The 21977-nt window shown below is 69.5% G+C and carries 17 protein-coding genes and 6 pseudogenes; 9 read left to right on the top strand and 14 right to left on the bottom strand.

The features are described 5' to 3' along the window. Window positions 1-293: 293 nt before the first annotated feature. Window positions 294-890 carry a hypothetical protein gene (locus ACZ6SQ_RS34830; protein ID WP_469569351.1) on the bottom strand — a complete coding sequence of 199 codons (597 nt, stop codon included), beginning with the start codon at window positions 888-890 and terminating at the stop codon, window positions 294-296. 89 nt (window positions 891-979) lie between these two features. Further along, window positions 980-1889 (bottom strand): annotated as a pseudogene (locus ACZ6SQ_RS34825) (replication-relaxation family protein). 1092 nt (window positions 1890-2981) lie between these two features. Here ACZ6SQ_RS34825 and ACZ6SQ_RS34820 point away from each other — a divergent pair. Both ACZ6SQ_RS34820 and ACZ6SQ_RS34815 read left to right on the top strand, forming a co-directional pair. Then, window positions 2982-3221, top strand: coding sequence for a hypothetical protein (locus tag ACZ6SQ_RS34820; RefSeq protein WP_469569349.1), 240 nt, complete (start codon window positions 2982-2984; stop codon window positions 3219-3221). 6 nt (window positions 3222-3227) lie between these two features. Then, a complete protein-coding gene (locus ACZ6SQ_RS34815; protein WP_469569347.1) occupies window positions 3228-5489 on the top strand; it encodes a hypothetical protein in 2262 nt (753 codons plus the stop codon). A gap of 244 nt (window positions 5490-5733) precedes the next feature. Here the strand turns inward: ACZ6SQ_RS34815 and ACZ6SQ_RS34810 are convergent. Then, window positions 5734-6236, bottom strand: a pseudogene (locus ACZ6SQ_RS34810) (DUF5753 domain-containing protein); the annotation flags it as partial. On the opposite strand from ACZ6SQ_RS34810, the pseudogene ACZ6SQ_RS34805 reads away from it, so the two are divergent. Continuing rightward, window positions 6235-6547: pseudogene (locus tag ACZ6SQ_RS34805) on the top strand (IS701 family transposase); the annotation flags it as partial. The pseudogenes ACZ6SQ_RS34810 and ACZ6SQ_RS34805 sit on opposite strands and share 2 nt — an antisense overlap. 1110 nt (window positions 6548-7657) lie before the next feature. Here ACZ6SQ_RS34805 and ACZ6SQ_RS34800 read toward each other — a convergent pair. The 3 genes and pseudogenes from ACZ6SQ_RS34800 to ACZ6SQ_RS34790 form a co-directional block, all read right to left on the bottom strand. Further along, complete coding sequence (locus ACZ6SQ_RS34800; protein ID WP_469569345.1) at window positions 7658-9244, bottom strand: S8 family serine peptidase; 1587 nt, start codon at window positions 9242-9244, stop codon at window positions 7658-7660. Between the two features lie 358 nt (window positions 9245-9602). Further along, window positions 9603-9962, bottom strand: a pseudogene (locus ACZ6SQ_RS34795) (transposase family protein); the annotation flags it as partial. A 348-nt stretch (window positions 9963-10310) separates the two neighbouring features. Continuing rightward, entirely contained in the window at window positions 10311-12104 is a 1794-nt protein-coding gene (locus ACZ6SQ_RS34790; RefSeq protein WP_469569342.1) for a pentapeptide repeat-containing protein, read from the bottom strand. A 476-nt stretch (window positions 12105-12580) separates the two neighbouring features. On the opposite strand from ACZ6SQ_RS34790, the gene ACZ6SQ_RS34785 reads away from it, so the two are divergent. Continuing rightward, window positions 12581-13042 (top strand): hypothetical protein, encoded by a 462-nt coding sequence (locus ACZ6SQ_RS34785; RefSeq protein ID WP_469569340.1) that lies wholly within the window; start codon window positions 12581-12583, stop codon window positions 13040-13042. 87 nt (window positions 13043-13129) lie between these two features. On the opposite strand, the pseudogene ACZ6SQ_RS34780 reads toward ACZ6SQ_RS34785, so the two are convergent. From ACZ6SQ_RS34780 to ACZ6SQ_RS34770, 3 genes and pseudogenes are all read right to left on the bottom strand, one after another. Next, window positions 13130-13418, bottom strand: a pseudogene (locus ACZ6SQ_RS34780) (transposase); the annotation flags it as partial. Continuing rightward, window positions 13409-13588, bottom strand: a complete 180-nt coding sequence (locus ACZ6SQ_RS34775; RefSeq protein WP_469569358.1) for a hypothetical protein — start codon at window positions 13586-13588, stop codon at window positions 13409-13411. The pseudogene ACZ6SQ_RS34780 and the gene ACZ6SQ_RS34775, both read right to left, overlap by 10 nt. Continuing rightward, on the bottom strand, window positions 13585-13842 hold the full coding sequence (locus ACZ6SQ_RS34770) for a hypothetical protein (RefSeq protein WP_469569338.1): 258 nt from the start codon (window positions 13840-13842) through the stop codon (window positions 13585-13587). The genes ACZ6SQ_RS34775 and ACZ6SQ_RS34770 overlap by 4 nt, the downstream gene beginning before the upstream one ends. Before the next feature lie 59 nt (window positions 13843-13901). Here ACZ6SQ_RS34770 and ACZ6SQ_RS34765 point away from each other — a divergent pair, with 59 nt between their 5' ends. Continuing rightward, window positions 13902-14633 (top strand): GNAT family N-acetyltransferase, encoded by a 732-nt coding sequence (locus ACZ6SQ_RS34765; RefSeq protein ID WP_469569337.1) that lies wholly within the window; start codon window positions 13902-13904, stop codon window positions 14631-14633. On the opposite strand, the gene ACZ6SQ_RS34760 is transcribed toward ACZ6SQ_RS34765, so the two are convergent. Next, window positions 14560-15078: a GNAT family N-acetyltransferase gene (locus tag ACZ6SQ_RS34760; RefSeq protein ID WP_469569335.1), complete on the bottom strand. Its 519-nt coding sequence runs from the start codon at window positions 15076-15078 to the stop codon at window positions 14560-14562. The genes ACZ6SQ_RS34765 and ACZ6SQ_RS34760 overlap by 74 nt on opposite strands. Window positions 15079-15295: 217 nt before the next feature. Between ACZ6SQ_RS34760 and ACZ6SQ_RS34755 the strand changes: the two genes are divergently transcribed. Continuing rightward, on the top strand, window positions 15296-15817 hold the full coding sequence (locus tag ACZ6SQ_RS34755) for an SMI1/KNR4 family protein (RefSeq protein ID WP_469569333.1): 522 nt from the start codon (window positions 15296-15298) through the stop codon (window positions 15815-15817). A gap of 45 nt (window positions 15818-15862) precedes the next feature. Here ACZ6SQ_RS34755 and ACZ6SQ_RS34750 read toward each other — a convergent pair. After that, a pseudogene (locus ACZ6SQ_RS34750) lies at window positions 15863-15973 on the bottom strand (IS21-like element helper ATPase IstB); the annotation flags it as partial. Between the two features lie 126 nt (window positions 15974-16099). On the opposite strand from ACZ6SQ_RS34750, the gene ACZ6SQ_RS34745 reads away from it, so the two are divergent. Beyond that, entirely contained in the window at window positions 16100-16540 is a 441-nt protein-coding gene (locus tag ACZ6SQ_RS34745) for a hypothetical protein (protein ID WP_469569332.1), read from the top strand. Window positions 16541-16875: 335 nt separating this feature from the next. Here the strand turns inward: ACZ6SQ_RS34745 and ACZ6SQ_RS34740 are convergent, their stop codons facing one another. Beyond that, window positions 16876-17397 carry a hypothetical protein gene (locus ACZ6SQ_RS34740; protein WP_469569329.1) on the bottom strand — a complete coding sequence of 174 codons (522 nt, stop codon included), beginning with the start codon at window positions 17395-17397 and terminating at the stop codon, window positions 16876-16878. A gap of 689 nt (window positions 17398-18086) precedes the next feature. Between ACZ6SQ_RS34740 and ACZ6SQ_RS34735 the strand changes: the two genes are divergently transcribed. Both ACZ6SQ_RS34735 and ACZ6SQ_RS34730 read left to right on the top strand, forming a co-directional pair. Next, window positions 18087-19280 (top strand): hypothetical protein, encoded by a 1194-nt coding sequence (locus ACZ6SQ_RS34735; RefSeq protein WP_469569326.1) that lies wholly within the window; start codon window positions 18087-18089, stop codon window positions 19278-19280. 52 nt (window positions 19281-19332) lie between these two features. Then, window positions 19333-19983 (top strand): hypothetical protein, encoded by a 651-nt coding sequence (locus ACZ6SQ_RS34730; RefSeq protein WP_469569324.1) that lies wholly within the window; start codon window positions 19333-19335, stop codon window positions 19981-19983. A 24-nt stretch (window positions 19984-20007) separates the two neighbouring features. Here ACZ6SQ_RS34730 and ACZ6SQ_RS34725 read toward each other — a convergent pair whose 3' ends face one another. Beyond that, window positions 20008-20256, bottom strand: a complete 249-nt coding sequence (locus tag ACZ6SQ_RS34725) for a hypothetical protein (protein WP_469569321.1) — start codon at window positions 20254-20256, stop codon at window positions 20008-20010. Window positions 20257-20559: 303 nt separating this feature from the next. After that, window positions 20560-21117, bottom strand: coding sequence for a hypothetical protein (locus tag ACZ6SQ_RS34720; RefSeq protein ID WP_469569318.1), 558 nt, complete (start codon window positions 21115-21117; stop codon window positions 20560-20562). Window positions 21118-21977: the final 860 nt, after the last annotated feature.

The following is a 21977-nucleotide window of genomic DNA, read 5'->3' as shown; positions in this document are numbered from 1 at the left end:
TCCCACTCCGCGTTCGTCAGATCACCACGTCCCATACAGCCAGCCTGCCCCCAACACCCCACTCAGGTAGAGAGATCCGAGAAACAGCGCCTAGGCCGGTGTCGTGGGCGAGGCGGGCGACAACCGAGTCGCCAAGCCGGAAGTCGTCCACGGCCCACCCGGCGACGGCCACGACTCCCCTGCGCGCCGAACTGCCTTAAGGAAGCGCCCAGTTCAAATGCGTCGCCGACACGAAACGTCGGCAACTGCCGCGCCCCACGTCGGTGGTGCTTCGGAGCGGCGGACCACACCCCTCATGCGTTGGGCAGCCTTGGACGCCGCCTCCGAGCCGACACGCAGACTCCTCGCCGCAACCCGGCGTCACGGGGTGCGGGGTGGCGGGGTGGCGGGGTCCCGCACGGGCCGGGGCTCTGGCAGCAGCCGGCCGTGTTCGGGTTGTCCCACTGGCAGGCGGGGCAGCGCCACAGCGCCCCGACTGTCAGAGCCGCTGTGCGGATGGCTTCCCTGTGCCCGTCCCTGGCCGCGTCCAGCAGCGCGTCGATCAGGGACGGTTGTGCCGCGCCATGGGTGCCGGTGTTGTCGTGGACAATGCTGTCGTCGATCTCGATGTGCACGGGGACGGTGCCGTCGGTGCGCTTGAGGTGGTCGGGGGCGGTGTCGAGGTGGACGGTGATGCGCAGGGCGCCGAGGCCGGGGTCGAGGTGGGCGAAGACGAGGACGCCGTCGATCTCCACGCAGGGAAGGTCGCCGTGGGTGCCGGGATGTAAGACGGCGTCGGCGTTGGCGCGTTCGCAGGTATCCGTATCGGGGAAGCGGAAGACGCGTGCGTGCGGCTCAGGGTTGGTCGTGGCGGGGTATGCGGGGGTGTGGTGCGGTGTAGGGCTGCTCACGGCATGACTCCGGTCTGTTCGGGCGGGCGTTGTCGGGAGGTCGCGGGGGCGGCGGGGCTGTCTCCGCCTGTCGCCGGTGAGGTTTCCGCTCAGGGGTGGGTCCAGGGGTGAGGTGGTCCGCCGGTGAGGGGTGTCCACAGGGGCTGGGTGGGGCCGTGGTGTTCGAGGTCTTCGAGGACGGCGGCGGCGAGGGGGACGTCGCGGGCGAGGTGGGCGACGAGGGGGTGGTGGGCGGTCATGGCCTGCAGGTCGCCGATCCGCTGTTCGAGGGGGGGCCGGGTGGCGCCGGTGAGGACGAACAGGACGCGGGGGAAGACGGGGTACCAGCGCAGCCACGCCGGACCCTGGACGGGCTGCCGGCGTCGGCCGGGGGGCGTCGTGGTGGAACAGGCGGGCGTAGTCGATGAGTTTCGCGGCGAGGCGTTCGCCGCTCATGGTGGTGCGGTCGACCTCGACGAAGGCGCGCAGCTTGCGCCGCTGCCCGCCGGCGGTGATGGCGGTGTATTGCATGAGGGCGTCGGCGGTGACGCGTTCGCCGTCTCCGATGGCGTGCGATACCTCCGGTGTCCAGTCCCAGGTGCCGTGTTCGTGGCCGAGGCGGCGGGCGTCCTCGGCGAAGGCGAGATGGGCGCGGACGACGGCGAGGGCGTGCGGGGTCTTCAGCGAGGCCGCGGTGTGCGAGGTGACCGGGTAGGGCGGGCGTCCCCGCAGCACGGGCAGGTGACGGGTCAGGCGCGCACCGTCCGCGGTGAGGTACCAGACGCGGGTCCGGCGGGCCCGGTGCAGGGCGGTGGCCTCGGCGAGGCCGTCGGAGCGCAGACGGTTCAGGACGCGGGAGATCAGCTGCCGGGAGCCGTCGGGGCGGAGCATGCTGCGCAGCTGGCCGGTGGTGGCGATCCGGTGCTGCGCGAGGGCGGCCAGCACCTGCGCGGCCAGGGGCCGGGCAGGGCCTGCTTCCGGCGCCCTCGCCGGACTGGGCCTGTGCGGGGCACTGGTCATGGGACGGGAATTCCTCCGCGGGCCGTGGGGGTGCGGGCCGGGATGTCGGCCTGTCCTGAGGAAACCCGCCGGCCCTGACCACCAGCCTCACCATGGAGCCCTCACCACGGTCACGAACGCATAACAGTCCCCCGTGGTCGGGGCATGGTCGGACCATGGTGAGGCCGTGGTCGGGCCGTGGTGAGGCCTGAGGCGGCCTCCCGGCCCGGGACCGCGGCGAGTTCCTTCACCGTCCAGCAGACCCGGTTGCGCAGTTCCTGGGCGTGCCGGGGGACGTGCAGCTCCCTAAACGGTCGCGGCGCAGCAGCAAGGCCGTGGACAACGGTGGGTGGCGGATGAGGCCCGCCGAGGGCAGGGCGAAAGGCTCCCTAGAGCCGGAGGCGCGGAGAAGCGGCACGACGAGAACGGACGCCGAGGCCGCGTCCGCTCCGAGCCGTGCAGGCCATGGCGATGACCCTCCCCTCCGCCACGACGGAGGCGGACGGTGTGGATGAGCCACCGGGCTCTGGGCCATGCCTGCCCGTGAGGATGCCTGCTGCCCGGGGGCGCTGTAGGTGCGGGCGGCGGGACGCTGCGCCGGGCGGGCGCTGCGGCGATCCCCGCCTGCTTCGCGTGTGCTGTTCACGCGTCCCGGGCGGGCGGGAGGCCGCGCCAACAGCCTTTCCGCCCGCCCGGGGAGAGGCGCCGGACCGTCATCCAGGATGCCTCGGGCTGGGATTTGGTTCGGGTGTTGCCCAGCCGGGCCAGTCTCGGAGATAACGGCATTGATTGACAGCGGCCGGCGCCGATGCCGGACAGCGAACCAGGCCAACCCAGTTGGCGGGCTTCGTGAGCTGCGGTGATGTACGGAGTCGGGGTGTTGTCCACTGCCTGGACCGGCGGCTGGGGAATTGTTTCGCGTGTCCGCCTTGAGCAGCCCCATTAATTGGAATTGGTGGCAGAACGCCTCATAGGCCTCATTCTGTCGACTGTTCCGGCACGGCAGTGTCGGGCATCTTGAACGCATCGCCTCCTCCGGCCGTCCGGCTGGGCAGCGCCAACTGTGCGGGGCGAACACATGCTTGACCGGACCGTCAACCAGGAGGACCTCTCATGACCGCCAGTTCGCTTTCCTGTGTGTCGTCGTTCCCGCACGAAGTGCGGATCCGCATCGTCGTGATCGTCCTTGTGGTGATCGCGACGGTCGTTCTCGTCCGACACGGCTACGAGGCCGGCAGCGCGCTGGCGCTGATCACCCTGGCCGGCGGGACCGCGCTGGACCTCGCCCGGCGCCTCCTGACGCCGTCCTCCCTGCCTTCGCGTGCGCGCGGACGCAAGGCCGCGGGGGAGTGACACGCCATGCCTCGAGGACGCCCCGAGAAGCCCGTCGACGCAACCATCCCGGAACTCGCGGAACTGGCCACCTGCATGCGGGTGGCACGGCACGAAGCCGGACTGACCCTTGATCAGCTCGCCCGCAGCACCAACTGGAGCAAGGCGATGCTGCAGGTCGCCACGACCGGCACCACCCTGCCCCGCTGGAACCTGGTCGAAAGCTGGGCGAAAACCTGCGACCCGACGACCAGTCTGGACGTGTGGCGCAGTCGCTACTCCGACGCAAGCAGCGCCTACCGCCGACACCACCGCCCCGAGGACAGGCCGGCCGCCGGAGCGCGGCCGGCCGCGGGCGCCGCGGCTGCGCCGGAGGGACAGCCGTCAGCGACCGGCAGCGTCCCGGTGCAGCATGACGCAAGCGGGTCGGCAGCCCGCCTGCCCCTTCTGGCCGCCTCCCAGCACGCGCTGTCTCCGGGACTGTCTATGTGGAACTTACGCAGCGACGGACGTGGCGAAGACGGTGTCGGCCCGCTGCCGATCCGGTTCGTTCCGGCGCCTGTCGACCTCATGGACGGCCCCTCGCCCATCGATCTTCACGGCCGTTTCGACGACCTGCGGGCCCTCTTTGCACTGCTGCCGTCCCAGCGCCTGGTGATCCTGGGCCGGCGCGGCAGCGGCAAAACCGAGATCGCCGGCCACCTGGGCAGGACGCTTCACCACAGCAAGGCCGTCCCGGTGTGGTTGTCACTGGCAGAATGGGACCCCGACCACTCTTCCCTGTCGTACTGGATGGCGCGCCGCCTGCCGTCCGCAGCCTCGCACGATCCGGTCCCCGCCGACCGTCCGGCCATGCTCGGCGCCGGAGACTTCCTGCCGATCCTGGACGACTTCGACGCGATCGAGCCCCGCTACCGGCAGCAGGCCCTCGAGGAGATCGACACCCAGTTGGACGGTGTCATCCTGGTCAGCGAGACCGAACCCTTCCGCACCCTCGTCGAGTCCACCAACACACCCCTGGCCCGCAGCAGCGGCATCGTCCTGTGCCCCCTGCAGCCCGACGACCTCGCAGGGTGGCTTCCCCAGACCAACCGAAGCGCGGACAAAGGCCTCGTGCGCAGCAAATGGGAGCCCGTGCTCGCCTCCACCGAACCGTCAGACCTCTGGGACACCCTGTCCACCCCGTCCATGGCCTGCGCCGCCCGCCTGGCGTTCAGCGACGGAAGGTCCGATCCGGCCGACATGCTGAACAAGTCACGCCAGTCCATCGAGCGCCAGATCATCGAATTCGGCTACCTCCCCGCTGTCGCCAGGCACGCCTGCGCGACCGCCTACTCCGCGCCCGCATCCCCTGAGCGATTCCTTGACGCGATGGCGCTGTTCCTGCGCCAGCCCTCGCGCGCCGACGGCAGCCGCACGGTCGGCGGCATCGGATGGCAGCGCTCAGGGCGGCGGCCCTACCTCACCGTGCTGATCGCCATCCTGGCGTTCTTCTACACGTGGGTGACCATGGCCGAGTTCACGATCAGCTCCACGGGCGAGTTCGACGGCACACTGCCTCTGGCAGGGGCGCCCTACGCCCTGATACCTGCTCTCACCATCGCCGCCATGATGCATCCGGTCGTCACCCGCAGGCCCACGGCCGTAATCCGCGTCGCCCCCGGGCGAGCGATGCTGCGGGCTGTCGCAAGCCGTGCAAGCCTGCCCGCTCTTCCCTGCCTGCTGTGCTCCCTGATGACCTCCGCCGCCGGGGGACCCAGCAGCACCGTTCTCGGCCCCCTCTTCCTCGCCTACGCAGCCGCCTTCGTCGCCAGGGCGGCGTACTCGGATCCCAACCCCAAGCATTACCGTCCGGGCCAGAGCCCCCACGTATTCCCGGACGACGACCACACCACCAACGGGCTCTGGCTGGAAACGTTGTGCGCCTACTTCCTTCTCAGCATGACAATCTCCGGGGTCATCGCCGTTCCGCGGGAGAACACCACCGAAGCGACCGGCCTCGTGGTCGCCTCCGGTGCCCTCGGGTCGGCCCTGCTCCTCGCGATGCTGGTCGGCACGATGGCGGCCCCCAACTGGGTGCGAGGCTATGTCAACCGCCACGACCGTCGCGTCCTCCACGATGTCGGGGACACGCTCAGCGCCGCCCACAGACAAGGACTTCTCGGTGTTCGCGAGGGGGCCTATCACTTCACCGACGCCGTACTCGCCCGGCACTACACAGTGACGCCCCCGCACAGCGACGGCAGCCCACTGACCAGAGCCATCCGCAAGAGAGGCCAGGACGACTGACCTGCCCGGTCTGCGCCACCGCAACGGCCCCAGACGCGATCCCATTCCCGAGCAACTGGGCCTGCCCGGCCGGACCTTCGCTGCAGCCTCCCGCCTGGGATCCGGGTGAGCTGGTCCGCCGATGCGACGGGCACCGGCGCGGGGCCAGGGGACAGCAGCCGGCAGACGGCCGCGCTGATCCCAGGCGCCGCCGGTACGCAAGAAGGGGTGCCCCTCCGCGCTCAGGCGGAGGGGCACCGCCGTTTCAGTGCAGTCCTTCGATCGCGCGCAGGATCAGTGTCCGGGCGTCCTGCCCGTACACGGCCATGCTGTGCAGCTGTTCGAAGGCGTGGAGGTACAGGGCGACTTCGGATGGCTGTGTGATCCGGATGCGGGCCGACATCAGCTCCACGGAGACCAGCTGGTCGTCGTAGACGTGGAACAGCCCCTGCGGCCACAGGGCCGCTGCACGGTGCGGGGGATGGCGCCGAGGGAGACCGCGGGGAGCGCGCCGGCCGTGAGGAGGTGGCCGAGCTGGGCGGCCATCGCGTCAGCGTCTCCGAGACGGTGACGCAGGACGCTCTCTTCGACCACCATGACGAACCTGCGGCCCGGCTGTTACATGATCGCCGACCGTTCCACTCTGGCGGCGACGGCCTCGCCGACGTCGTTCGGAGCGTCGTAGAGGGCGGCGACGCCGGTGAGCAGGGCACGCGCTTAGCCCTCGGTCTGGAGCGGACCGGGCACGAGGGTGGGGGAGTAGAGCCGTCACCGGACCCTGGTGAACTGCTTTCTCCTTCTGCTGGGAGCAGTGGTTCGCCCCACCCGGACCCCTGGATGCCACCGCGCCGGACCCGTGCCCCGACGAGGGGTCAGAGAGGGGGAACAGTCCCGTCCCACCAGCCCCAACAGCCCTTTTGACCCAGGGCCTTACGAGCCGTCCGTTCCTGGCTCAACCCCGCCGCCACCCTCAACCGGTGGTGGCGAGCCCGGACGGACATGGACCCGCCCTCGGAGCCCCAGGCCTTGATCGACGCGGTCACCACGGGTACGGCATCGACTTCTACCTCCGGATTTGACGAACTACCGGTAAGCCACTCCGGATCGTCGAGCTCGCGCAACAACGCCAGCAGATCCGCCTCGATCTCGGTCATGCGCTCAGCGTGCCAGCCAGCCACAGGTGGAGTGGCTCGGGGTGCGCCCACCTCCACGACCTCGGAACCCATCTGCTCGCGCGGAGAGGACGCAGAGCTGCATGCGGACTGTCTGCCTGGGACGGAGTGGACGCGGTCGCGTCCACCACGAGTGCCTCCCGCGACAGCACCGCATCCCGTGCCGTGACGGTGTGGCGGAGGCGTCCAAGCCCTGGTGGGAGAGGCCGTGTGCTTCCCGCAGGAGCACCCCAGGCCTCGTCGTCGACGGTGGGTGCGGCTGCTGCCACGTCGAGCAGACGCTGGGTGGAGGCCGTCATCGTCATTTGGACGCCTCTCCGGGCGGGACGCATGCTGCCGGACACCAGGCCACAGTCGCGGCAGCGCAGCTGTCGCACAGTGCCCGCCCGGCCCGCCGCGCCAGGTCGGGCTCCTTGCGCGGCGGTTTCCGAAGGGCTGCGCGCACCTGCTCCTCAAGGGCGATGAATTCGGCTCTGTCGTGGCACACACGACTCCCGGTTCGGTGGGCGGCTGGTGGTGGCGTGATGGACCAGGTGTACAAGGCGGACAGGCGGGGCGGGCGGGCGATGCCGCGGGCCTGCCCAGCGTGCGGCACCCTCTCGTTCCGGATCCATAGCCGGTACTTACGCCGACTCGATGAAGCCGCGGCGGGGTGGCGGGTGGTCTCGAGTGGGACGTTGGGCCAGGCCGGGCCGGCATCCTCGATCCGTTCAAGCTACACATCGACAGGCGTTCGCGCAGGGCTGTACCAACGTACGTCGCCTGTTCGAGGAGATCGCCAGCCGCGGCTGCCCGGGCAAGGAGCAGATCGCCCGCCGGCCCGTCCACCGGCTCCGCCTGGCATGAAGTAGAGGTCGAGGCCGAGTCCAGCCGAGGTGTTCCGGGCGACGGGGCGGCAGCCGGTGTCGGGCCGGGTCTCCTCGATGAACCGCCGCAGTGCCTCGGCGTCCTCGGCGACGACGTGGCAGCGGAAGACCGCAGGGACCTCGTCCCGTCCGGCCGCGGTGTCCGTGCCGGTTATCGCGTGGGCTCTCCGGCTCGTGCCGCTGATGCCGTACGCCCTCCCGCGACCAGTTGGGCGAGCGCGACGGCTTGGGCGGCGTTCACCCGGCCGAAGCCGTAGTCGTCGTTGTGGCCGTTGCCGTCATAGGCGACACCCGGGCCGCCGATCTTGTCGGCCGACTGGTGCATGATCTCGCGCAGTTGGTCTCGGGTCAGGTCGGGATTGGCCGCCAGCGCCAGTGCCGCGCAACCGGCGGCGCAGGGGGCGGCGAAGCTGGTGCCGGTGCTCGAGCCGAAGCCGCCTCCGGACGTCGTGCTGAAGACATCGACTCCGGGGGCGATCAGTTCGACCTCGGGGCCGCGGGCCGCGTTGTCCTCCCGGTCCTTGTTGTTCGACCGGACCACCGCGATGACATCCGGATGGGACACCACCTCGTCCAGCATGACGTCGACGTTCCTGCCGTTGCTGGCCGCCCAGAAGATCGGCAGCCCCTTGCCCTGGCGTCCGTTGGCAGCGGCGAATTCGATGGCCAGCTTCAGCGTGCCGGTCAGGTCCCACTCCGCGCCGTTCGGACCCAGGCTGCTGACCAGGATGTCCGCGCCCTGGTGCGCGCCGGTTCCGGACTCGATCGAGGGGACGGCGGCATACGCCACGGCACGGGCCAGGGTCGATTGGGTGCCGACCTGGTCCCCCATGCACGCCACCAGCATGAGCTCGCACTCGGGGGCCGCACCGACCCCGCCCGCGCCGTTGTGCCGGGCGCCCACCATCCCGGCGCAGAAGGTGCCGTGGTCCTCGTCGGGCATACCCGCGGTGCTCTGGGTGAAGGTCACGCCCACCACACCGCTGCTGTAGAAGCCCGAGCCGGAGTCCAGCCCACTGGCCAGATCCTCGTGCCCCGCGTCGAAGCCGTTGTCGATGACGGCCACGCGGACGCCGTCGCCGAGAGTGAGGTCCCACGCCTTCTCGATGTTGACGTCGGCGCCCGGCTTGCCGCCGTTGGTGCCGGTGTTGTCCCACTGCCACTGCTTGGGGTACCCGGGGTCGGAGGGGTGGAACCGGGTCGGGACATGCTCGATGAACGACGGTTCGGCGAAGACGAATCGGTCGTTGTCGTGCAGCTCCACGGAGGCCGCGAGGGCGTCCTCGGCGGCCCTGGCCCGCACCTCGTACAGGTTCGTCGCGAAGCCGAGCTTGTTGACCACGGTCAGGCCGGCCGCCTCGATCTCGCGCTCTGCCTCCTCCTGAGAGAGTGACGGCTGCAGCTGGACGTTCAGTGCGTCGGTCGCGATGCCGATCCTGCCGTTGGGCCGCCGGATGACCTTGCCGGCCGCCTCCGCCCCGGAGATGTCCTCGCCCACGTCGACGGCCGCTCGGGTCTGCCGGTTCGGCCTCACGAACACCCAGCGCGCGCGGGCGAAGGCGGCGGCGGTCTCGTCGTCGATCCCGGCGTCGCGCATCGCTCCCCGTGCGCTCGTGCCCAGCTCCGCCTCCGCGTCGGCGGCGGCTCTGACACCGTCCGTCTCCACCTTCACCGCGACGACATCGTCGAGTTCCTCCGCCTCGACGAGATTGCCACGTTGGTAGTACTGACGCGACATCGCACTCGCCTCTTCTCATGGGCGTGGCTGTCCTCAGGGACGCAACTGTCCCGGCCAGATATGTCACGGCGACAGGACGCGGCCCGAAGGAGAAAACCCCGTTGAGATATAGATCCCTTTCTCACCAGCCTCCTCGCGTTTTGGAATGGGGGCAACCGCACGGGCGCGGGAGGATATGGGGGGATTCGCCGTCTGCGCTGAGCAGCGTCCGGCCGTAGCCACGGCGAGACGTCCGCCGGCTGCACCAGGTGGCCGTCCGCAGCCCGGGCAGCGGGAGCCGGCCAGCGCGCGACGCAGCCGGGCGATGTCTATCCGCCCATGGTGGTGGCCGGACGCGCCCCGGCTCGGCCCGCTACAGTAACTCCTTCACCACGGCCTTGACCTGCCTGGTCAGGCGAGTCGTACACCGCTGGTACCGGTCCAGCACTCCAGGCACCTGTTCGCGGAAGGTGTGGCGGCAGCCGCGGGTGGGACACACCAGACGCCGCACCCGCACACGGACCACCACTCGACGCCCGTCGACCGGCACATCCGCGACGGTCCGCCAGTGATGGCCGTGCACGCGTCCCGACGCCGCCCCGCACACCGGGCAGGCCGCGGTGTCCTGCGGAGTTCGTGCCCGCACCATGATCCGCTCACCCTCGTCAGCCACGTCCTCGACGACCAGCGGCGAAAGGCCCGAAAACACTGTCTGCACAAGCTCGTTGACATCCTTCACGTGAAGGCCAACGACCCTGACCACCCTCCGTCACCACCGAATGTGAGACAGGGCCGTTCTCTTTACAGTCCCGCGCAGCCAAGGTGTACGGCGAGGACGAAGGAATGGTGCGCACACTCGTCACCGAGTACGGTCGCGTCGCAGCGGAACGCGAGTTTGTCGTACTTGGTGGCCATGGCTCGAGGCCTCGTGGGGCGATTGATGCCGCTTTCGACCGCATGCCGGACCCGGTCGGACTCTCTGCGTTGTTCGGGGGAAGGCGGCGCCCCCTCAGGCGGGCCCAACCCTGGGAAGAGAGAGTGGCGTGCCGTCGTCCTGGTCGGCCGAGGCGTCGTCCCTCCTGCGCACCTAGGGATTTGGCGGCGGCCAGCCCGAGGGCAGGGTGACTGTCGCAGGAGCAGGACTGCCGATGGCAGCCAGGAGTCCTTCGGGAGCTGGGCCGCTTGCGCTCTCGAAGGACACTCTGCTGCCGGAGAACTCCGCGTAGTAGAAGGACGCCGTGCCGCCGGAGAACCTCGCGCCGGCGAACGACAGCGAGCCGCCGGAAAACCTCGCCTGATCGAAGGACCCCGTGCCGCCGAAGGCCACGGTGCCGCCGGAAAACCTCGCGCCCTCGAAGGACACCGTGCTGCCGGAAAACTGCACCCGGTCCATTCCCACCGAGCTGCCGGAGAACCTTGCCCCGGCGAAGGAGACAGTACCGTCGGGGAACACCGCGCCGTGGTAAGTCACCCTGCCGCCGGAGAATGTCGCGCCGCCGAAGGACACCATGTCGCTGGAGAACCTCGTGCCGTTGAAGGACACCTTGCCGCCCGAGAACCTTGCGTGGTCGAAGGTCACCGTACCGCTGGAGAATGTCACGCTCTCGAAAGACACCCTGCCGCCGGGGAACCGCGCACGGTCGAAGACCACAGTGCCACCGCAGAAGGATGCGCCGTCGAGGACCACCGTGCCCGCGGCGAACGTTCCACGATCGAAGGACACCGAGCCGCCGGAGAAGGCCGCGTTGTAGAAGGACGTCGTACCGCCGGAGAAGGTCGCATGCTCGAAGGACACCGTGCCGTCGGTGAACGTCCCGCGGTCGAAGGACACCGTGCCGCCGGAGAACACTGCGTTCTCGAAGGACGCCGTGCCGCCGCGGAAGGATGCGCCGTCGAGAACCACTGTGCCGTCGGCGAACGTCGCACGCTCGAACGACACTTTGCCGGATGAGAACGTTGCGTCGCCGAAATGCACCATGCTGCCGGTGAACGTCGCGCCGTCGAAGGAGACGTCGCTGCCGGAGAATACCGTTTCGCCGAAGAACACCAGGCCGCCAGAGAACGCCGCACGGTCGAAGAACACCGCTCCGGCGCAAAGCGTCGCACGGCGGAAGGACAGCTGGCCGCCGGAAAACGTGGCGCTGTCAAAGGAGACCCCGCCGGAGAAGGTTGCACCGTCGAAGGACACCCTGCCGCTGGAGAACGCAGCACCAGTGAAGTCCATGTTGCCGTCGATGGTGACGCCGGTGAGGTCGATGTCGTAGCCCTGCCACGAGCGGTGGGTTCCTTTGGGGCGTCGGTAGTGGTCGCCGATGAGGCGCAGGATGGTGTGGCGGACTTTGCGCAGGGCGAGGTAGTGGTGGCGTTCCTCCTGGTGGCCGGGCTCCTCGCCGGGGTCTGGCGTATAGGGGAGCTGGAGGTAGGCGCACAGGACGTCGATGCATGTCTGGCGGAGGCTGTCGTCGGGGGCGTCGTCGGCGAGGCCGGCGAGGGCGTGGACGCCGCCGAGGCGGACGGCGGGGGAGTCGTCGCCGAGCTGGGAGACGGCGGTGGTGAAGCGTTCGGTGTGCAGGCGGGTGGCGTCGCGGTGGGCGCCGGCCTCGTCGACACGCTGGCGGCGGTAGGCCACGACCAGGGCGACGAGTGCGCCGGCCCCGGCGACCACTCCGAAGGAGAGCTTCACCAGGTCGAACAGCGTTGCGGCGTCGAGCTTCGCGGAGCTGTCGATCTCCTGGAAACCCAGCAGAACGATCAGGCTGTAGAAGACGCTGCCCGCTGCCAGAACTGCGGCGGCGAAGGCGGCCGTGAGGGCACGGCCGACCTTCCACAGTCGTAACTCCCGCTCGTTCGGGGATGATCGGGGCCGTCGGATGACTGTCATGGGGGAGAAGACCAGGCTTGCAGACTTATGGTTGCGGCGCTCCTGCGGGAGCGGCTGCGCCTTCACCGGAGGCTGGCCTGACCGGACTGGCCCTGCGGTTCCGGGCCTTCTCGACGCGCTAGCCGGTGAATCGGTGGCCGGTGGGACCTGCGGACCGCGAAGATCGTCGCCGCGCTGGACGACGAGTTCTTCAGCTTGGCGAGCTGGGACTGGTACGTGCGGGTCGTCCGCTATCCCAAGGTCTATCCGGCGCTGGGCATGCCGGATTGCGAGATCCCCGACTCCACGAAGGGCATCCCGCTCGAGCTGCCAGCCCGGCGAGGTCCTTGGGATGAGCGGAGCAGGCCGCGCCCTGAGCGGCAGGTCTGGGAACGAGCCGCTGTTCGTGCCAGACGCCAGCTGAGCTGCCCCGAGTTTCGTAGCGGCCTGTATGTGGGTTCAGCCAGTACTTCTACTGGAAGCGGAACGGCGACAGCGTGTGGCAGCAGGATCTGGTCGCTTCTGCCGGCACGATTGCCTCAGACCCGACGATCGTCCGTGACAGCACCTCCACGGCGATTGTGGCGCGCGATGTGAACAACGGCGTGCGCTACTACCGGAACGTGCACGGGAGCCCCGGCTGGCTCTGGACTCAAGTCAGCCCTGCTCAGTCCGTGGGCAACGCCAGCGACCCCCAGATCGCAGACGACGGTACGACGTCATCGATCGTTGCGCAGGCTGCGAACGGCGAAATCTACTTCTGGTGGAAGCCGAACGGCACGGGCTCGTGGACCCGGGACGTTGTCGAGTGGCCCAACACCGTGGGTAAACCGTCGCTGACCCGGAACACGACAGCGAGTCGGATCTCTGCCCCCGGGAACGCGGGCACCACGATCCGCGTCTACCTCAACTTCCATGGCCACTCAACCTGGTCCGCGACTGCCTGCAACATCCGCTGATCCGGGGCCTCCAGCGCTCCCTCGCGGTGGTCGGGTCTGTACGGTCTCCGGCCCTGTCTCCCTTTCGGTGGTCACCCAAGGCCACTGTTATCCGAGAGCGATGCGGTGGCGGGGCAGAGCCAAGCCTATTCGTCCGTGCATCTGGCGCGCGATGCACTTGGTCTTGGTGTTGACACCCTCGGTGGGCCGTTGCTGTACGGAAGCGTGAGAGCTGCGTCCACGGCTTCGCGATCTCGTTCCAGACCTCGGGCGAAGCCATGCAGGTGAGGCAGGCCGCGTCGCGGACCCGGGCTGCCCAGCGGGTGAGCGCGTCGGCGTGAGGCGAAAGGAGCGGGGCGAAGTCCCTGATGCCTGCAGTCAGTGGGGTCATATCAGGAGGGCGCCGATGCCCGCCTTCATGCTGACCTTCTGGATCATGAGGATCGCGACCAGGCCGAGGAGACCGGCGCCGAGGCCCTTGGTGGCCCAGTCCTCCAGCATGGTGATCCAACTGTCACCGAGGTTGTCCAGTTTCCCGGCCAGAACGATCGATGCCGACGTATTCATCGCGCGCCTGCCTTCCCGGGCGCTGCTGCGGCGGGGAGGCAGGAGATCTCCCACCGGCCGGAGCGGGCGGTGAGGTTGAGCTCGTAGGACAGGGGCCAGCGTCCGGCTCTGTCTCGGGCCTTTACTACCGCCTGGACGCGCACCGCCGTCTCGTCCGCAGGGACCTGTTCCGCAGCCGCAGCTTCCCTGGCGGCGGACACCTGCTGGACCGAGACCGCGGTGTAGGGGGCGGGGGAGACGGGCGTGAGGGTCACTAGGCCGTTCCACCACGGACGCGCACTGGTGGTCCGACCTCGAGGGTCCCGTCACGTTCGTGGCCGTCGACCCGTCGGATACCGTCCTCGGCGTCGTTTCCTGCGCGGCGCGGCCCAAGGACAGCCACGGCGTGATCCTGTGGCTGCACTGCCGTGAGAACGGGACGACCGCCCGAGCCCTGATCGACCACGCCGGACAGGAGCCCGGCCCCCGCTCCCTCGACGCCTTCGGCTTCGCCACCGCCCTGACCCTCGGCCTGGAAGCCGTCCCGGCACGCGACCGCCCGGCCACCCGCCAGGCCCTTGCGGCGGCCGGATTCAGCGGGGAGGCCCTGTGGCGCTACATGCACCGTGCCCTTCCCGCCCACGACCTTCCCCGCCTCGACCACCACGCCACCCGAACGCTCACCCCCACCACCCGGCATCTGCAGGTCACCGACCACGACGAGATGGTCGCCGGAGCCACCATCGACAGCCCTGTCCACGGTGTCGGAGTACTGCGGTGGATCGGCGTGGAACCCGTCGCACGCGGCCGGGGAATCGGCCGGGCCCTGCTGGGAACCGCCCTGGACACGCTGCACCGGATGGGCGCGGCAGAGGTGATCCTGTACGTGGACGACGACGCTCCGCCCGGAGACGAGCGGGACCGCACCGCAGCCGACGCTCTCTACGAATCCGCGGACTTCCGGGAAGTCGACAGGCTGTATTCCTTGGTCGTCAGTGCTGGGTGGCTGGTGGTGTGGTGTGGTGCATGCACACCAGGTCGTCTCGGTCGTCCCATGACTCGGTGACGGTGAAGCCGTACCGCTGGTACAGGGCGATGGCGCCGGTGCGCCATTTCCACACCGAGAGCCGCACGGTGTCGGCGCCGTTCGCGGCGGTGTGGGCGAGCGCGGCTTCGAGGAGGCTGGAGGCGATGCCCCGGCCGCGGGATGCGGGGTCCGTCCAGAGCCTTTTGATCTCGTACCGGCCGCCTACGGGAGCGGTGATCACCAGACAGCCCGCGGTGGTGTGGCCGGTGCGGGCGACCAGCACGGTGTCGTGGGCGAATGCGGTGTGCGGGTGGCGGATCTCCGCCCGGTAGCGCTCCGGGAGCCCGTCCGCGTCGGCGACGGGCCGGCCCTTCTCGGCCTCGGTCTGCAGGTGGTAGGCCGTCAGCAGGGCGGCCAGGCCGTCCGTGACCTTCGGGTTCGGGCCCGGCCAGACAACGATGGCAACCTCGCGGTGGTCCGTCATGCCGCCAGCATCACATGCGACGGGTTGTGGTCCGTCGAGCCCCCCGGCCGACCCGCCCGTCCTGCGAGAAGGACGGGGAAGGGCTGACCAGTCGGCGGCCGGGGCGGCGGCGCGGGCCTCGTCCGGTGCGGGCCGGTCGGCATGGACGGAAGCCGATCTGGACGCAGCCGAGGCGAGGCTGGGTCTCCAGCTGCCGACGGCGTTGCGTGAGGCGTATGTGCTGTTCGCGCGTCGGCGGGATCTCACCAGCAGCCACGATGTGCTGCTCGGCCCGGCAGAGCTGTATGTCGATGACGCCAAGGAGGCCCTGGTCTTCCGTCATGAGAACCAGGGAGCCGCGTCCTGGGGAATCCTCCTCGACAGCCTCCATGATGACGATCCTGCGGTGTTCATCCGGCTCGATCTTGCCGACAAGAGCGCCGAGCGATGGGAGGAGTGGCTGGAGCGTCTCTCCCTCTGCTTCGTCGAAGTTGTTCTGTCCGAGTCCCTGCAGGCCGATGACGAGCTCTGCGACTTTCTCGACCCGGACGACGACAGCCTGGAGCTGTTGAAGACGAACTTCGTCCAACTGCCGTTCCCCGCGTATCCCATTGGCGAGGAGACCCGGTGGCTCCTGGGCCAAGACGTCCTTGTGCGAGATGACGACGGCGCGGCCATCCTGGCCCGCGGTCGGACGGCAGAAGCCATTGACCGCGTTCGTGACCTGATCCCGGGCGACTGGCTCAACGACTATCGCTGACCACGTCCCAGACTCCTGCCGACCGAGCTGCCCGTGTTGGTGTCGGCCTGAGTTCTGCTGTTCGGCACGGGCCCGAGTGGTGGCGAGGCGGTAGGAGTCGGTGCCGGTTTCGATGATGTTGCTGCCGACGGTGAGGCGGTCGACGATGGTCGCGCCGGGGGCTGGGCTGCTCGCTCTCTGGTAGGGGGCCGCATGCGTTCACCGGGTTGGTGGTCGATGGCGTGGGGAGCGGAGCTTCTGGAGTGAGGTGTCGCAGGTCGGCAGCTGGGTGGGGAGGGGTGCGTGACGGGGATTGAGGTTCCTGGGCCGGAGCCGGAATGGGAACGCGCGCCGCAGTACCAGGGCGGCAGGCGGAACCCGGCCCTGCAGGCCGGCATGTGGGAGTACGCGGCCAGCTCGTTCAGGCTGGTGGCGGGCCTGTCGCCGTCCCTGGACGTCCTCGCGGCGCGGCTGCGGCTGAGTGTCGAACGCAGCTGGGAGGACCTGGGCGCGGTGGATGCGGCCATGTTCCGCATCCGGAAGATCGACTTCGCGCTCAGCCGCTTGGATGGCAGCCCTCGTCCCGACGTCTTCGTCTGGGTTGACCGCACCCAGACCGACATCGAGGCGGCCCTCGACATTCTGCTCGACGCCCTCGGTATCGGAAGAGGAGCCATCACCTTCCGCGCCGACGCCGAAGGTGAATTCATCCACCTGACCAGCGCCCCCGGCTCCGACACCTGAGGGGCACACTGCTTCAAGGGCACGGCTGCCCCCTTTCTCGCTGCGAATGCGGCCCCGCTCACCGGCCGGTGCTCCTCGTGGGCCCGCCGGGCGGGAAGGCACGTGACCTGATGGCCGGGGCGGGACGGTCAGGACGTGCACGGCGCCTGCGAGCACGATGAGGCGTTCGTCGCGATGGGCCCTAACGGTGTTGCGGCAGTGCGGGTGCCCCAGGGCGTGTAGCGGTCCCGACCGCACCCGTCGCACAGGATCGGGACCGCCAAGGCAGGGCGCCTTCGCGTGCGGGCGCCGCAGCGTCCGCAGGGGGTGGGTGGTTCGCCGGCCCGCGACCGCGCCTACGACTGCCTGTGCGCCTTCCGGAGGATCTCCTCGCGAAGCCTCACGCGATCTGCGTCTCTGCGGAAGCGAATGCCCCTCTGCCTCTCTACTGTTTCAGCCAGTCTCATGGCCTGGTACCCGTCGAGTTCGTCGACCATCTGCACCGCGAGCCGCATTTCGTGGTACTGCTCGAAGTGGCTGCGCGGGCGCGTGATGGCGGTGAGGGTGGCTTCGAAGTCCCGGAGTTCAGGCCTGGCCTGCATCAACCAGTGCAGGACCTCGGCCACCGCGAAGGACTGCTCCTGTGCCAGGCGGCGCGCACGGGCGATCACCTCTTCCAGGGCGCGGGTGCGTGCCGAGCCGGGGCGCATCGATCCGCGCACTGAGCTGTAGTCGGCGGCGACGGGTCCCGCAGCGTCCAGCAGCGTCCTCGCCTCCGCACGCAACTGGCGAGCCGTGGCACTGTCGCCCAGACGTTCGGACTCCTCCGCCAGTGCGAACCTATCTGCTGCGGCGGCCCGAAGCCGCAGGGAGGCCACTGCGAACTCAAGGCTCTCGACACGACTCCCCAACAGAGCGAGGAGGAGCAGGACGCCACCGAATACGATCAACGCCGCCGCGCCGGTCCCGTTCTCGGTCGTGAAGACCCCAAGTGCGCCTCATCCGAACGACCCCGCGCCCAGGACGACCGTGTACGTCGTCGATGATGCGGCGTTCCGTGGTGGGGAGATATGCGCCCTGTACTGGGCGGCGGGCTGCTTCCCAACCAGGGATCTTAGGAAGGTGTTGGTGAGAACCCGATCTTATGGGCCCCGGCGATGCTGTCCTTCGCCCAGGCCAGCCAGAAGTCACTCCGATTCCGCCCTGGGGGTATCCCAGGCGGAAGAAGCGGTTCAGGAACCACATCTGCCTGTCGTAGCCACCGCGCGTCCGTGAGTCAGTGTCGTCGCACCATGCGCGAGGTTGCGGCTCGCGCGAGATCCAGGAGAGGTCGAGAGGCGGCAGCAGCAGGATGCCGCGCCCCGGGGCTGCTCGCGAGGACGACCGCAGGACGTGCGGATGAGTCAGAACCCTTGCGGCGTCGGGAACGGGCTACGTTCACGCCCGGCATGTCGTGTCACCGGCGATACCGCATCTGGCGTAAACGAGGTGTGTTCGAGGTCGTGGCGCCGAAAGAGCGGGCACGGTGCGGTGGTTGCCCCAGTTTCCTGAAAGGCGGGGGAGTTCCATGACGGAACCGATGACGTACACCGTGGTCACGCTGGGGCCGTCCGGTGCGGGGAAGACGGTCTATCTGGCCGCGCTGTGGCAGGCGTTACGGCTTCAGCACCCCACGTTGTGCTGCTTCCTCACGCTCGACGACCCGGTACTGGAGCGGCGGTTGCAGCACACGTACCAGCAGGTGGCGGGCCCGGGGGACTGGCCGCTGCCCACTGATGGGAGGGAGTTCCCGGAGTGGGTGTTCTCGGTGAGAGTGCGCAGTCAGCACGGGCAGTTCACCGCCATGCGTGTGCGCTATATCGACTATGCCGGTGACCGGCTGACCGACCCGCAGGAAGGGAGCACCGAGCAGCAGCGTCTGGACGAGACCATGCGTGACGCCGACGCTTTGCTGGGCCTGCTGGACGGCCGCAAGGTCCTGGAGACGATGCGTGGCAACGGTGACTTTCTCGACCAGGACATGGCCCGGGTGTTCGGCCTGCTCCAGGGGTGCAGCGGCCCCGTCCACTTCGTCATCACCAAGTGGGATCTGCTGGAGGGGCACTACTCGCTGAAGCAGGTGCGTGACCGCCTCCTCGAGCATCCGGACTTCCGGGTGCTGGCTACTGGGCGTCAGGACTGGCGCACAGCGGGCATGCCGGTGCCGCCGGGCCGGATCCGGCTGATCCCGATCAGCTCCGTCGGCAGCAACTTCGCCTTCCTCGGTGCGGACGGCGCCATGCACAAGAGAGCCAACGCCCGTCCACACCCGCTCAACGTGGACGTGGGCTTCGCCGCCGTTCTGCCCGACCTGCTCGCCAACGCGGTCTCGGCGATGAGGGAGCAGCAGAAGCAGGAGAAGCGAAACAGGCGGGCTGCCGCCCGTGCCCAGCGAGAGGCCGAGGGCCCGAGCCTGATACGCGCGATCACGGAGATCCTCGCCACTCCCGCCGCGGCCCTGCTCTCGTCCAGGGAGATCCAGCTTCCGGTCCAGGCCCTGGCCGCGTTCATGGTGGCTTCCGCAGAGGGCGCGGCCGACCTGGTCAAGCTGCCTCCGAACGAGTTGCGCAAGGCTCGGCGTCTTCAGAAGAGCTTCCGTAAGCGCAGCGTCAACGCGGTCCGGGACGAGGCCTCCGCGGCGCAGTTCGTCACCCATAGACTGGTGAGTCTGCTCGTGGATTTCGAGAGGAGTCCCCAGAACGATGGTACGAACCTCAGTTGACGCGCACGAGCCGAGTCCGTTCTGGCCGTTCGTGATCAGTCGCGGCAGAACCATGACCTACCGGGTGGTCGTCGCTCCCGACTTCCTCTGTGAAGCGAAGCTGAGCGGTGTCCTGTGGGACCTGGCCGGGGGCGAGCCGACCGAGCCGGGCCACGCCCGCTATCGCGTGGTGACCGGCGGTCGTACGGGAGACTTCGTGCTCATGTTCCGAGTGCTCATCGCCAGTTCGCTCCCGGATCCCGTGATCGGTGCCCCCGACCGCGACGAGCACGGACGCCGTATCCCTGTCATCACCGGAACGATCGAACGCGGCGCCACCTTCACACCGCAGACCCGTGCCGGGGTGCTCGACGAAGCGCACCGGCGCTGCCTGCCGGCCCTGCGCAGCTTCTGGAGGGACGACACCACGGTGGCGCCCGAGCCGGCTCGCTCTTTCCGCACCTTGCGCGGCGACGGCGGGACACTCACGTGGGAGGAGCTTCCCCCCTTCCGTATGCCTGACGACGGGGATGCGTCCCGTGGCGGTGGCGGCGAGCATCCGAGCGCCGACTGTGACGACGGCCAGGCGTCCGGCGACACCCCCGACGCACCGCAGCCCCCATCGGAGTCACAGCGCAATGGTCGTAGGTGGCGGGTCGCGGCCGGACTCGCTGCCGGCGCGGCGGCAGGCTGGGCTGCGGTCACCCGCCGGGGCCGCCGATGACGCCCAGGGCCCGTCGCGGGTCCGTCAGGGTCCGCGGAGTGTGTTGAGCGGCTCAGCGGCGTACCCCCGGACCGTGGGGTGGCCGATTTCCACGGAGCGGACGGTCGAGCCGAGCCGGAGGCGGTCACCGAGGTGCGCGGCGAGGAGGTCGGTCAAGGTTTGATTTCCGCCGACCGGCAGGGCGAAGTTCGGTTCCTTCGCCGGGTCCGTCAGGGCGATTCCGATCGACACCACGAGCTGGGTCGCCGCCGTCTCCTCCGGCTCACAGCCCATCCACTGCCCCGACCAGGACCGGACCACGGCCCGGGTCAGCTCGGAGCGGACACCGCGCAGGAGGTCACATCGTCGTCCTGCTGCCCCCCTGAAGCCGCATGACTCACCTGAAGCCGCATGACTCACCATCGCCGATGGCGAACCCGGACGCCGTCCCGCTACGCCGCAGCTGACCAACGCGCGTCACTGACCCCCGTCTGGCCCCTGGTCGGCAGGGTCGGTCTGCGGCAACTCACCAGACGTGGCGGCGGCGGTCCAAGTAGGGGTTGGTGTGCCTGCGGGCCGAGGACCTCGTCTCGACGATCAGAGCCTGCGGGTCGCCCGTCCGCCGGATTCGGGCTGGGCAGCACTTTCGGGCGTGGGGCCGGTGGGCCGCTGGCGGGTCATGTCAGGCCGTCGGGGGCTGCCCTGAGTGCGGGCGATGTCGCGTAGTGCCTGTTCCAGAAGCAGTTCCAGGGTCGTCGGCGCGGTCAGGGTACCGCTGCCGTCCGGCGGACAGAGCCATCGCAGCGCACCCCAACGGCAGTGCGGGGAGGGGGCGGCGATCCAGCCCCCTCGTGTCACGTGCCGCAGGTCGTGGCCGGCCCAGACGACGGCGGGGTCGGGAGGCAGGAGGAATCCGACGCGCCGGCTCTTCGCGTCGTGCAGCACCGGGCCGCGGCCTGCCGCCGGTAGTGTGCTCAGCCGGTCAACGGCGTACAGGCCGATGCGCTCAGGCACCGCAAGGACATCCCACAGACGTCCGGCCTCCAGCAGATGGACGCCCGTGCTGCCGTGCTCCCATTCCTCACGGCACGCCCCCGGGTCCTTGGCGGCCGCGGCCAGCCATTCCAGAGCTCTGCGCCAATGCGTCAGCGTCATTGCCAACCCTCCAAGCGGTGTCCGGATGGGAACGCCCTGCTCCCTGAGCCCCTCAAATCGTCCGTGGCCGCTGTCCGCGGTCGCGGATGGACTACGCGCGCGTTTCGGCAGCCCCGGAGCATCCAGCGTTCAAATTCGCGCACATCCGGGCGACGGATGCGCAATCCGTGAGCCAGTCCACCGGAGCTAGGACCACTCGGCTACAGGGCGACGGCACACTTCGCCCTATACAGCGAGCGCCAGCGCGCACCAGGCAGGCGCAAGGCGTGGGCGCGCGCTCCTCTTCTCCTACGACGGCTGATCGGCAGCCGGGCGTCACGCGGTCTCAGCGGATCTGAAGGCCTCGGCGAGGGCGCCCCGGTCGGAGTACCGATGTCCCGGTCACGGTGCAGACGCGGCGATGACCGGCCTGACGGAGTCCTTCCAGGGCCTTTTGCGTCATCTTCCGAGGCGGCGCGGTCAGCTGGCCGGGCGGGGACGCGCGGCGGCTCCTCGCCTTCGTGGGGCTGGGCGGGCGCGTCAGTCGCAGCGTCTTCGCCGGGACGCTGTCGCCGGATGTCACCGAGGAGCATGTTCGGCGCAGTCTGCGCATCACCTCGTGGAAGCTGCCGCACGGCGTCCGGCCGCTCGTGCCTTGCAGCGGGGGGTCCGTGGCGCTCACCGATGCCTGTGGGAAGACGCCCAGGCCTTGTCCGAGACGGCGCTCGGCGTCGTGCGTGCGGAGGCTCCGCTCCTGCACGGCCCCCGCGCCACCGGTCCTGCTGGGCGGCGGTGGGCTGCTGTCGGGCTGGGATGAGGAGTGGGTGCTCCTCGAGCGTGAGCGGCTGCGGCTGCACGCGCTGGACGCGCTGGACGCCCCT

The sequence above is a fragment of the Streptomyces sp. NPDC048600 genome (genome assembly GCF_055587025.1).
Note: the sequence above shows the minus strand (reverse complement) of the source record. Positions and strands in the feature narration are given on the sequence as shown.

Bases quoted from the DNA above. Each gene is read 5' to 3' on its own strand.
- ACZ6SQ_RS34815 (WP_469569347.1), top strand. From the start codon at position 3,228: ATGCCTCGAGGACGCCCCGAGAAGCCCGTCGACGCAACCATCCCGGAA.
- ACZ6SQ_RS34720 (WP_469569318.1), bottom strand. From the start codon at position 21,117: ATGACGCTGACGCATTGGCGCAGAGCTCTGGAATGGCTGGCCGCGGCC.
- ACZ6SQ_RS34760 (WP_469569335.1), bottom strand. From the start codon at position 15,078: ATGACGGACCACCGCGAGGTTGCCATCGTTGTCTGGCCGGGCCCGAAC.
- ACZ6SQ_RS34725 (WP_469569321.1), bottom strand. From the start codon at position 20,256: ATGGGCTGTGAGCCGGAGGAGACGGCGGCGACCCAGCTCGTGGTGTCG.
- ACZ6SQ_RS34735 (WP_469569326.1), top strand. From the start codon at position 18,087: ATGACGGAACCGATGACGTACACCGTGGTCACGCTGGGGCCGTCCGGT.
- ACZ6SQ_RS34820 (WP_469569349.1), top strand. From the start codon at position 2,982: ATGACCGCCAGTTCGCTTTCCTGTGTGTCGTCGTTCCCGCACGAAGTG.
- ACZ6SQ_RS34800 (WP_469569345.1), bottom strand. From the start codon at position 9,244: ATGTCGCGTCAGTACTACCAACGTGGCAATCTCGTCGAGGCGGAGGAA.
- ACZ6SQ_RS34730 (WP_469569324.1), top strand. From the start codon at position 19,333: ATGACCTACCGGGTGGTCGTCGCTCCCGACTTCCTCTGTGAAGCGAAG.
- ACZ6SQ_RS34775 (WP_469569358.1), bottom strand. From the start codon at position 13,588: ATGAATACGTCGGCATCGATCGTTCTGGCCGGGAAACTGGACAACCTC.
- ACZ6SQ_RS34790 (WP_469569342.1), bottom strand. From the start codon at position 12,104: ATGACAGTCATCCGACGGCCCCGATCATCCCCGAACGAGCGGGAGTTA.